Genomic DNA, 9,464 nt, shown 5'->3' with positions numbered 1-9,464 from the left:
CGTCGTTGGCCGCGACGACGAGGATCGCGATGTCGGTCACCTGCGCGCCACGGGCTCGCATGGCCGTGAAGGCCTCGTGACCCGGCGTGTCGATGAAGGTGAGCGCACGCTCGATGCCCTCGTGCTCGGTCCACACCTGGTACGCGCCGATGTGCTGCGTGATGCCACCGGCCTCGCCGCCGCCGACGTTCTCCTTGCGGATGGTGTCGAGCAGGCGGGTCTTGCCGTGGTCGACGTGACCCATGACGGTGACCACCGGCGGACGCTGAGCGAGATCTTCCTCGCCGCCCTCGTCCTCGCCGAAGGTGAGGTCGAAGCTCTGCAGGAGCTCGCGGTCCTCGTCCTCCGGGCTGACGACCTCGACGACGTAGTTCATCTCGGAGCCGAGCAGCTCCAGCGTCTCGTCGTTGACCGACTCGGTCGCGGTGACCATCTCACCGAGGTTGAACAGCGCCTGGACCAGCGATGCCGGGTTGGCGTCGATCTTGTCCGCGAAGTCCGAGAGCGAAGCGCCGCGGGCGAGGCGGATGACCTCACCGTTGCCGTGGGGCAGACGGACGCCGCCGACTGCCGGTGCCTGCATCGAGTCGTACTCTTGACGCTTCTGACGCTTCGACTTGCGTCCACGACGCGGTGCGCCGCCCGGACGTCCGAAGGCACCTGCTGCGCCGCCGCGTCCGCGACCGCCGCCGCCACCACCCGGGCGACCGCGGAAGCCGCCGCCGGGAGCTGCGCCGCCGCCACCGGCACCGCCGCCGCCACCGGGACGGAAACCGCCGCCACCGGGGCCGCCGGAACGACCACCGGGACCGCCGCGACCGCCCGGACGGGCGTCAGGACGCGCCGCACGCTGCGGCATCGCACCCGGGCTCGGGCGCGGAGGCATGTTGCCCGGGGTAGGACGAGGACCGCCCTGTGCGCCACCGGGACGCGGGCCGCCGGCACCCGGGCGTGCACCCTGGCCGCCGGGACGGGGACCGCCCTGACCGGCGCCCGGACGAGGTCCGCCGGGTCCGGGACGACCGCCACCGGGGCGGGGGCCTGCGGCACCCGGACGCGGCCCTGCGGGGCGCGGCGCGGGAGCCGAGGAGAACGGATTGTTCCCGACACGCGGCTGGCGGGGGCCGGGGCGCGGGCCCGGACGGGGTCCGGGTGCCGCGGGTGCCTGGCCTGCCGAGGCGGCGGGAGCCTCCGGCTTTGCGGCCGGAGCGTCGGGAGCCTTCGGAGCCGGCTTGGGACCGGGCTTGCTGGTCGCCGCGGCCGGTGCGGGCGCTGCCGGAGCCGGCTTCGGGGTGCTCGGTGCTGCCGGCGCCGCCGCAGCGGGCTTCGCTGCAGCAGGTTTGGCCGCAGCAGGTGTCGCCGCAGCAGGCTTGGGAGCCGGGCCGGGCTTGGGACCCGGCTTGGCGCCTGGCTTTGCTGCCGGCTTAGCCGGGGCAGCACTGGAGTCGGCGGAACCGCCGGACTCGAAAGATTCGCGCAGTCGTCGGGCCACCGGGGCCTCAACAGTCGACGATGCGGATTTGACGAACTCGCCCTGCTCCTTGAGACGTTCCAGCACAACCTTGCTGGCGACTCCCAATTCCTTGGCTAGTTCGTGAACGCGGGCCTTGCCTGCCACTGCTCTCCTCACTTGGAGGTCGAGCGGGGCTGCCCGCGTCGACCTCGGTTCAATCAGTAAACGTGCTCATCGTGGAGACTTCACGGTGTGCTCATGTGTTCTGCTACCTGTCCTGACTCCGCATGAAGTCCTCATGGTCGATCCCACCGATCGCCTCGGCGAGATCCTCTGGTCTCACGGCGACGCCGCGATCCCGTAGTGCCGACCCGAAGGCGTTGCGCCGCACCGCCGACGCCAGACATCGCGCGTCTCGGTGCAGCCAGGCGCCTCGTCCCGGCAGTCTCCCTCTCTCATCGACCACGACATGCGTCGTGTTGTCGTCGCCACGTGCTGCCACCAGCTTGACCAGCACCTCAGTGTGGTCGCGCCGACGGCATCCGATGCAGGTTCGCACCGGAGGTGCCGACGTAAGAAGGGCCACGGGTCAGTTTAGCGCATCTTGCGGCTGGTCGGTGCCACCGTCGGTGTCGCGCGGGCCACCATCGCCCGCGTCCGACCGGATGTCGATGCGCCAACCGGTCAGTCGAGCGGCCAGTCGGGCGTTCTGCCCCTCCTTGCCGATGGCCAACGACAGCTGGTAGTCGGGAACGATCACGCGGGCAGCCTTGGCCGCCTCGTCGATCACCGTGACCGAGATCACCTTGGCCGGCGACAGTGCGTGTCCGACGAACAGCGCCGGGTCGGCGGCGTAGTCGATGATGTCGATCTTCTCGCCGGACAGTTCGCTCATCACGTTCCGGACGCGCTGTCCCATCGGGCCGATGCACGCGCCCTTGGCGTTGAGTCCGGAGACTCCGGTGTGCACCGCGATCTTCGACCGGTGGCCCGCCTCGCGAGCGACCGCGACGATCTCGACCGAACCGTCGGCGATCTCCGGCACCTCGAGCGAGAACAGCTTGCGAACCAGGTTGGGGTGCGTGCGGGACAGCGTGATCTGCGGGCCGCGCGCACCGCGCGTCACACCGACGACGTAGCACTTGATGCGGTCGCCGTGCTTGTAGGACTCGCCGGGCACCTGCTCCGCGGCCGGGATCACGCCCTCGGTGGCGTTGGCGTCGCTGCCGATCTGGACGACCACCATGCCGCGCGCGTTGGCCTTGGCATCGGCCTGCACCACGCCGCCGACCACCTCGCCCTCGTGCGCGACCAACTCGCCGTAGCTCTTCTCGTTCTCCGCATCACGCAGCCGCTGCAGAATCACCTGACGGGCGGTGGTCGCCGCGATGCGACCGAAGCCCTCCGGCGTGTCGTCCCACTCGTGGACCACGTTGCGATCCTCGTCGAGCTCCTGCGCCATCACGCGCACCTGACCCGACTTCCGGTCGATGTCGATGCGGGCGTGCGGAGCGAAGCCGTCGGTGTGTCGGTAAGCCGTGAGCAACGCCGTCTCGATCGCGTCGAGGACGGTCTCGATCGACACGCCCTTCTCGGCTTCGATGAGTCTCAGTGCGCTGATATCGATGTGCATGGTGGCGGTTCCTATTCGCTTGTCGGATTGAGTTGTGGTCGGGCGGAGATGTCGGGGTCGGTCGGCGAGCGCCGGGTGTGTGCCGGGGCTTTCAGTCTGCCTGCTGGGGAGTACCGCTGTCGCGACGACGGGCCACTTCGTCATCGTCGAGGCCGCAGGCACGCAGCGCGGCCTCTCCGGGACGGCTGAAGTCGACGTCCACGACCGCATTCGCGATGTCGACGTAAGCCACGTCGAGGGTCCCGATGCGGTTCTTGTCGACGAGCACCAGGGTCACCTGATGGTCGTCGCTGACGCCCACGCGAGCCTCCGCCGACTCGCGTCGACCGTCGACGGTGTAGTCGACCTTCACCTTGCGTCCCTGGCTTCGCCGCCAGTGCCGAGGCAAGGTCAGCGGCCGACCGATGCCCGGCGTGGTGACTTCGAGCTCGTAGGGCGCCGCGCCGAGGACGTCGGCGTCGTCGAGCGCGGTCTCGATCGCGCGACTCACGTCGGCGAGTTCATCGAGGGTCGAGCCGCCGTCCCGGTCGACGACGATCCGGATGTCACGACGTCCCGGCGGAGTCAGCAGCACGACGTCTTCGAGATCGAAGCCGAGGCGGTCGAGCAACGGCGACACCAGGTCGCCGATCTGTTCGGTGCGGGCCTCGCCGCTCATGCGCCATCCTTCGGGTTCGGTCGATCCAGTCATCGGTGTCGGGCCACGACAGCCGTCGGGCCGGGGTCCGAGTATAGTCGACCAGGAAGGCTGGCAGAATCTCCGACTGTGACACCACCGTCGACCCGCCACCGCGCCCCAGTTTCGGACCGTGGCGAGCAGCCGTCCACCAGCACTCCGCTCTCGCGTCGAGCCCTGCTCCGCGGGGGCGCCGCCGCGGGTGTGGCCGTTGCCGCCGGGTGGTCGCTGACCGCATGCGATTCCGGGCCGTCGCAGCGACAACTCGACGCGCAAGCCCTGCTCCCCCACGCGCAGGCCGCCTTTCGGCAGCAGACGGCGGCGGCGCAGCTCGCCCCGCGCAACACCGCTTACACCGAGGCGCTCGGCACCGTCGCCGACCAGCGCGGCCAGCATCTGACCGCCCTCCGCGACGAGATCAACCGTCTGCACTCGTCGATCGCCGCGCAGATCGAGACTCCGGCACCCACGCCCACCGCGTCGGTCCAAGCACTCGCGGGCGAGCTCGAGCAGTCCGCGAAGGCGGCCGCGACCTCGTGCCTCGAGACCTCCGGCTTCACCGCCGGGCTCCTGGGATCGATCAGCGCCTCCTGCCAGACCCTCGCGAAAGTGCAACTCGCATGAGCCAGAACTCCGCCCTCAACGCCGCGGCCGACGCTGAGAACACCGCCGTCTTCACCTACGGTCTGCTGACCGCCTTCACCACCGGGGAGGTTCGTCGAACGGTCGCGCAGGACATCGTCGACCACCGGGTCCGCCGCGACGAGCTCAACGAGATCCTGTTGGCCGACGGACAGCCGGAGCGAACACCCGCAGCGGGCTACCGGCTACCGATCGAGGTAACGGATCAGGGCACCGCGGCGCAGGCTGCGATGGCCGCCGAAGTCGACTGCGAGAAGGCCTACCGCGCACTGCTCGAGCAGGCCACCGACGGAGCCGTTCGCCGCACCGGCGTCGACGGTCTCACCGCCTGCGCGCTCCGCTCTTCGTACTGGCGCGGCATCGCAGGCGTCTCGCCGCGAACCGTGGCGTTCCCCGGCCAGTAGCCGCGGCCGACCGCTAGCCTGCGGTCATGGCGATTGCACGGATCGGCTCGGTGACCCTCGACTGCGACGACCCCGTCCGGCTCGCCGCGTTCTGGTCGGCGATGCTCGACGGCGTCCTCACGCATTCGTCGCCGAAGTACGCCTGCGTGCGCGCCGGGTCGATGGTGGTCACCGCGTTGCGGGTTCCCGACCACCGTCCGCCGCCATGGCCGGACGACGACATCCCCAAGCAGATGCACCTCGATCTGGTGGTCGACGATCTCGACGAGGGCGTGGCCGAGGCGGTTCGCCTCGGCGCACGTCTCGCGTCCGAGCAGTTCGCGCCCCATCTGTGCCGGACCCTGTTCGACCCCGCGGGGCACCCGTTCTGCGTCTGTCTCGACCGCGCGCCGTTCTAATGTCCGACGCGCGGCCGGTGCGTCAGCCGCGCGCGGCGGCGATCACCGAGTCCACGGCGCCGTCGACAGCGACCTGGGCGGTCTCGCCCGTGAAGCGATCGCGGATCTCGATGGTGCCGTCGGCCCAGCCGCGACCGACCACCACCACGATCGGCATGCCGAGGAGCTCGGCGTCCTTGAACTTGACGCCCGGCGATGCCTTGCGGTCGTCGAACAGGACCGACAGACCGGCGGCGTCCAGATCGGCGGCCAACTGCTGGGCGCCGGCGACGGCGGCCTCGTCCTTGTTGGCGATCACCAGGTGCACGTTGAACGGCGCCACCTCGCGCGGCCAGCGCAGCCCCTTGTCGTCGTGCATCTGCTCGGCCAGCACCGCGACCATGCGCGAGACGCCGAGCCCGTAGGAGCCCATCGTCACGCGCACCGGCTTGCCGCTCTCGCCGAGGACGTCGAACGAGAAGGCGTCGGTGTACTTGCGTCCGAGCTGGAAGATGTGGCCGATCTCGATGCCCTTGGCGGTCTCGAGAACGCCCTTGCCGTCGGGCGACGGATCGCCCGCGCGGACCTCGGCGGCCTCGATGACGCCGTCGGGCGTGAAGTCGCGGCCGCAGACCAGGTCCACGTAGTGGCTGCCCTTGACGTCGGCTCCGGTGATCCAGCGGGTGCCGCTGACCACGCGCGGGTCGGCGAGGTACGTGAACCCCGCGGCCTGCACTGCCTTCGGGCCGATGTACCCCTTGACCAGTTCCGGGTTGGCCTCGAAGTCGGCGTCCACCAAGAGTTCCACCTCGGCGGGCTCCACCGACGCCTCGAGACGCTTGAAGTCCACCTCGCGGTCGCCGGGGACGCCGACTGCGGTGATCTCCCACTCGCCGCCGGGCTTGCGGAGCTTGATCATGACGTTCTTGAGGGTGTCTGCCGCGGTGTACTCGCCGTCGAGGGCGCCGTTGGCCCAGTCGACCAGCGTCTCAATGGTCGGCGTGTCGCCGGTCTCGTGAGCCACCGCTGCGGGCAGTCCGTCGAGCGGGATGTCGGCCGGGACGGGTGTGACGACCGCTTCGACATTGGCCGCGTAGCCGGACTCGGTGCTGCGGACGAAGGTGTCCTCACCGACCTCGCACTCGGCGAGGAACTCTTCCGAAGCGCTGCCGCCCATGGCGCCCGAGGTCGCCTTGACGATCACGTACTTGACCCCGAGGCGGTCGAAGATGCGCTGGTAGGCGGCACGGTGCGCGTCGTACGACGCTTGCAGGCCGGCGTCATCGAGATCGAACGAGTAGGAGTCCTTCATCACGAACTCGCGACCGCGCAGCAGACCGGCGCGAGGGCGCTCCTCGTCCCGGTACTTGGTCTGCACCTGGTACAGCGTGACCGGAAGATCCTTGTACGAGCTGTACTCGCCCTTCACCAACTGGGTGAAGATCTCCTCGTGCGTCGGGCCCAGCATCATGTCGGAGCCCTTGCGGTCCTTCACGCGGAAGAGCGCGTCGCCGTACTCGGTCCACCGACCGGTGGTCTCGTACGGTTCCCGCGGCAATAATGCGGGCAGCAGGATCTCCTGTGCGCCCATCGCGTCCATCTCCTCGCGGACCAGATTCTCGACGGCGCGGAAGACCTTGAGGCCCAGCGGGAGCCACTCGTAGACACCGGGAGCGGCACGGCGGATGTAGCCCGCGCGCACCAGCAACTTGTGGCTGGGGACTTCGGCATCGGCCGGGTCGTCGCGGAGGGTACGCAGGAACAGCTTCGACATCCGTGTGATCACGATGTACCAGCTTAATCGGCTCGCCTCGGCGTTGGTTAGGGTGGTCGCGTGCTCGTGATCCTTCCTCCTTCGGAGACCAAATCTGACGGCGGCAAGGCCGCACCGCTGAACCTCGACTCGCTCTCCCTCCCCGAGCTGACTCCGATTCGACGCAAGCTGGCCGACGCCCTCGTGGAACTCGCCTCCGACCTCGACGCCTCCCGGGAGGCGCTGGGACTCGGCGCCTCTGCCGTCGCCGAGATCGAGCGCAACGCCGACCTCTGGGAGTCGCCAACCCGCACCGCGATCACTCGCTACACCGGCGTGCTGTACGACGCCCTCGACTACCCGGGCATGACGCGTGCGTCCAAGACCAAGGCCGGCGACCGCCTGGCGATCGGTTCCGCGCTGTTCGGCGTGGTCGCCGCCAACGATCTGATCCCCGCCTATCGACTCTCGGGCGGGTCCAAGTTGCCCGGCTTCGGGACGCTCGGCTCCCTGTGGAAGCCCGCGCTCTCCCCCGCCCTCGACCGGCTCGACGATTTCGTCGTCGACCTCCGCTCGGGCGTCTACCAGAAACTCGGGCCCGTGGACGGTGCCGTGACGGCCACCGTCGTCACCGAGGCGTCGGACGGATCACGCAAGATCGTCAGCCACTTCAACAAGCACTACAAGGGGCTGATGGCGCACGAACTCGTGCGGACCCGCCGCACCGTGCGCGACGTGAACGCCCTCGCCGCCGTGCTCTCCGATGCCGGGCAGCGCGTCGAGATCACCTCTCCCCTCGAGATCACCGTCATCACGGAGTGAACCGACAGAATCACTTGGCCTGGGGGAAGAACCACTGCTCGTCGTCGACGTCGTCGCGCTTGCTGCGATCGTCGACGATCCGGGCCTCGACGACCTCATCGAGCTGCGCCTTCTGCGCGCGGAGTCGTCCGTACCCGTACGCGGCGGCCATGCCGACGACGCCGGTGACGAGGCCGATCACCATCTGCAGTTCGCCGTTCTCGGCGCCTGCGTCCGCGGAGATGCGGTAGATCCAGCCGTTGAGCGCGACCACCGCGAGCGCCCCGAAGGTCAGCGGGACGACAATCGTCGTCATGCCGCTGGCGGGCAGCGGCGGGATGCCTGCGCGACGCCGATAGATCTGCCATCCCGACATCACGATCACCGCGAGTCCGACGAGAACCGCGGGGATCACCGGGTGCAGCCACCAGGCGCCGATCGCCGCGGCGAGCAGCAGGAGGCCGGCCACCGTGGCCACGACACGTGCCGCCATGTCAGAACCCCAAGGCGCGGTCGGCGTCGGTGAATCCGGCCACCGGACCGATCACCGCGATCGCCGGTGCGATGAGCTGCTGGTCGACGGCGGTCTGCCCGGCATGCGCGAGGTCGGTACGCAGCAGCCGCTGATCCGGGCGGGAGGCGTTCTCGATGAACGCGACCGGGGTGTCGCCGGGACGACCGCCGGCCAGCAGCGCGGTCGCGAACTCGTCGATGCGCTTCACCGCCATCATGATCACGATGGTCCCGCGCATCTGCGCGAGCGCCTCCCAGTTGGTGAGCGAGTCCGGATGATCGGGTCCGACGTGCCCGGAGACGATCACCACCTCGTGCGTCACCCCGCGATGGGTCACCGGGATGCCGGCCAGCTCCGGCCCGGCGATCGGGCTGCTGATGCCCGGCACCACGACCACCGGCACGCCCGCGTCCACACACGCCTGCAGTTCCTCGAAACCGCGCCCGTAGACATACGGGTCGCCGCCCTTGAGTCGGACCACGAACTTTCCCGCTCGGGCGCGGTCGACGAGGATCTCGTTGATCTGTTCCTGGCGCATCGCTCGCCCGTAGGGCACCTTCGCGGCGTCGATGATCTCCACCTGCGGGCGGAGTTCTTCGAGCAGCGCAACCGGTGCGAGGCGATCGGCCACCACCACATCCGCCTCCGCGAGCAGCTTGCGCCCGCGCACCGTGATGAGATCGGCGTCGCCGGGACCGCCGCCGACCAGCGCGACGCCCGCCGCGTGCTTGCGGTCGTCGTCGATCTTCAACGACGTCCCGTCGGCCAGCGCCTCGGTGATCGCCGCCCGAACCGCTCCGGACCGCCGGTGGTCGCCGCCCGCCAGCACACCGAACTGCAGGTCACGGTGCACGCCGGACGCCGGCGTCACCGCGGTGCCCTGCTTGGCGTCGTCGGCGCGCACGCAGAAGATCCGGGATCGTTCGGCCTCCGCGACCACCGCCGCATTGACGTCGGGATCGTTGGTGCACGCCATCGCGTACCAGGCGCCGTCGAGGTCGCCGTCGGCGTACGCGCGACGATGGACCGTCACCGCGACCTCCGACTCCACCGTTGGCGTCGGGTCGATCGCGATCACGTGAACGTCGGCACCGGACGCGATGAGATTCGGCAGCCGACGCTGTGCGACGCTGCCGCCTCCGACGACCACGACGCGTCGTCCTCGCAGCTCCAGACCGGCCAGATAATGGGGGTACGCCATGGGCAGACAG

At 69.7% G+C, this 9,464-nt stretch carries 11 protein-coding genes; 4 read left to right on the top strand and 7 right to left on the bottom strand.

What is annotated here, in order from left to right:
• From GX543_RS11620 to rimP, 4 genes are all read right to left on the bottom strand, one after another.
• Positions 1–1,618: translation initiation factor IF-2 N-terminal domain-containing protein (locus GX543_RS11620; RefSeq protein WP_290852060.1), on the bottom strand; the 1,618-nt coding region annotated here is incomplete at its 3' end.
• 103 nt (positions 1,619–1,721) lie between these two features.
• A complete protein-coding gene (locus GX543_RS11615; protein ID WP_290852066.1) occupies positions 1,722–1,955 on the bottom strand; it encodes a YlxR family protein in 234 nt (77 codons plus the stop codon).
• An 87-nt stretch (positions 1,956–2,042) separates the two neighbouring features.
• Complete coding sequence (nusA, locus tag GX543_RS11610; protein WP_290852059.1) at positions 2,043–3,086, bottom strand: transcription termination factor NusA; 1,044 nt, start codon at positions 3,084–3,086, stop codon at positions 2,043–2,045.
• Between the two features lie 91 nt (positions 3,087–3,177).
• Positions 3,178–3,744, bottom strand: coding sequence for a ribosome maturation factor RimP (rimP, locus tag GX543_RS11605; RefSeq protein ID WP_290852058.1), 567 nt, complete (start codon positions 3,742–3,744; stop codon positions 3,178–3,180).
• A 108-nt stretch (positions 3,745–3,852) separates the two neighbouring features.
• Between rimP and GX543_RS11600 the strand changes: the two genes are divergently transcribed.
• From GX543_RS11600 to GX543_RS11590, 3 genes are read left to right on the top strand one after another with little or no spacing between them, the layout of a single operon-like run.
• Complete coding sequence (locus GX543_RS11600; RefSeq protein ID WP_290852057.1) at positions 3,853–4,386, top strand: hypothetical protein; 534 nt, start codon at positions 3,853–3,855, stop codon at positions 4,384–4,386.
• Positions 4,383–4,808, top strand: a complete 426-nt coding sequence (locus GX543_RS11595; protein WP_290852056.1) for a ferritin-like domain-containing protein — start codon at positions 4,383–4,385, stop codon at positions 4,806–4,808. The genes GX543_RS11600 and GX543_RS11595 overlap by 4 nt, the downstream gene beginning before the upstream one ends.
• 26 nt (positions 4,809–4,834) lie before the next feature.
• Entirely contained in the window at positions 4,835–5,206 is a 372-nt protein-coding gene (locus tag GX543_RS11590; RefSeq protein WP_290852055.1) for a VOC family protein, read from the top strand.
• A 22-nt stretch (positions 5,207–5,228) separates the two neighbouring features.
• Here GX543_RS11590 and GX543_RS11585 read toward each other — a convergent pair whose 3' ends face one another.
• A complete protein-coding gene (locus tag GX543_RS11585; RefSeq protein WP_290852065.1) occupies positions 5,229–6,959 on the bottom strand; it encodes a proline--tRNA ligase in 1,731 nt (576 codons plus the stop codon).
• Between the two features lie 60 nt (positions 6,960–7,019).
• On the opposite strand from GX543_RS11585, the gene yaaA reads away from it, so the two are divergent.
• Entirely contained in the window at positions 7,020–7,760 is a 741-nt protein-coding gene (gene yaaA, locus GX543_RS11580) for a peroxide stress protein YaaA (RefSeq protein ID WP_290852054.1), read from the top strand.
• A 10-nt stretch (positions 7,761–7,770) separates the two neighbouring features.
• On the opposite strand, the gene GX543_RS11575 is transcribed toward yaaA, so the two are convergent.
• Positions 7,771–8,232 carry a hypothetical protein gene (locus GX543_RS11575; protein ID WP_290852053.1) on the bottom strand — a complete coding sequence of 154 codons (462 nt, stop codon included), beginning with the start codon at positions 8,230–8,232 and terminating at the stop codon, positions 7,771–7,773.
• Between the two features lies 1 nt (position 8,233).
• A complete protein-coding gene (gene cobA / locus GX543_RS11570; protein ID WP_290852052.1) occupies positions 8,234–9,454 on the bottom strand; it encodes a uroporphyrinogen-III C-methyltransferase in 1,221 nt (406 codons plus the stop codon).
• Between the last annotated feature and the right edge of the window lie 10 nt (positions 9,455–9,464).

The organism is Gordonia sp. (in: high G+C Gram-positive bacteria) (assembly GCF_012515855.1).
Taxonomy (GTDB): domain Bacteria; phylum Actinomycetota; class Actinomycetes; order Mycobacteriales; family Mycobacteriaceae; genus Gordonia.
The sequence above is the reverse complement of the archived record's forward strand: the minus strand, read 5'-3'. Positions and strand labels throughout refer to the sequence as shown.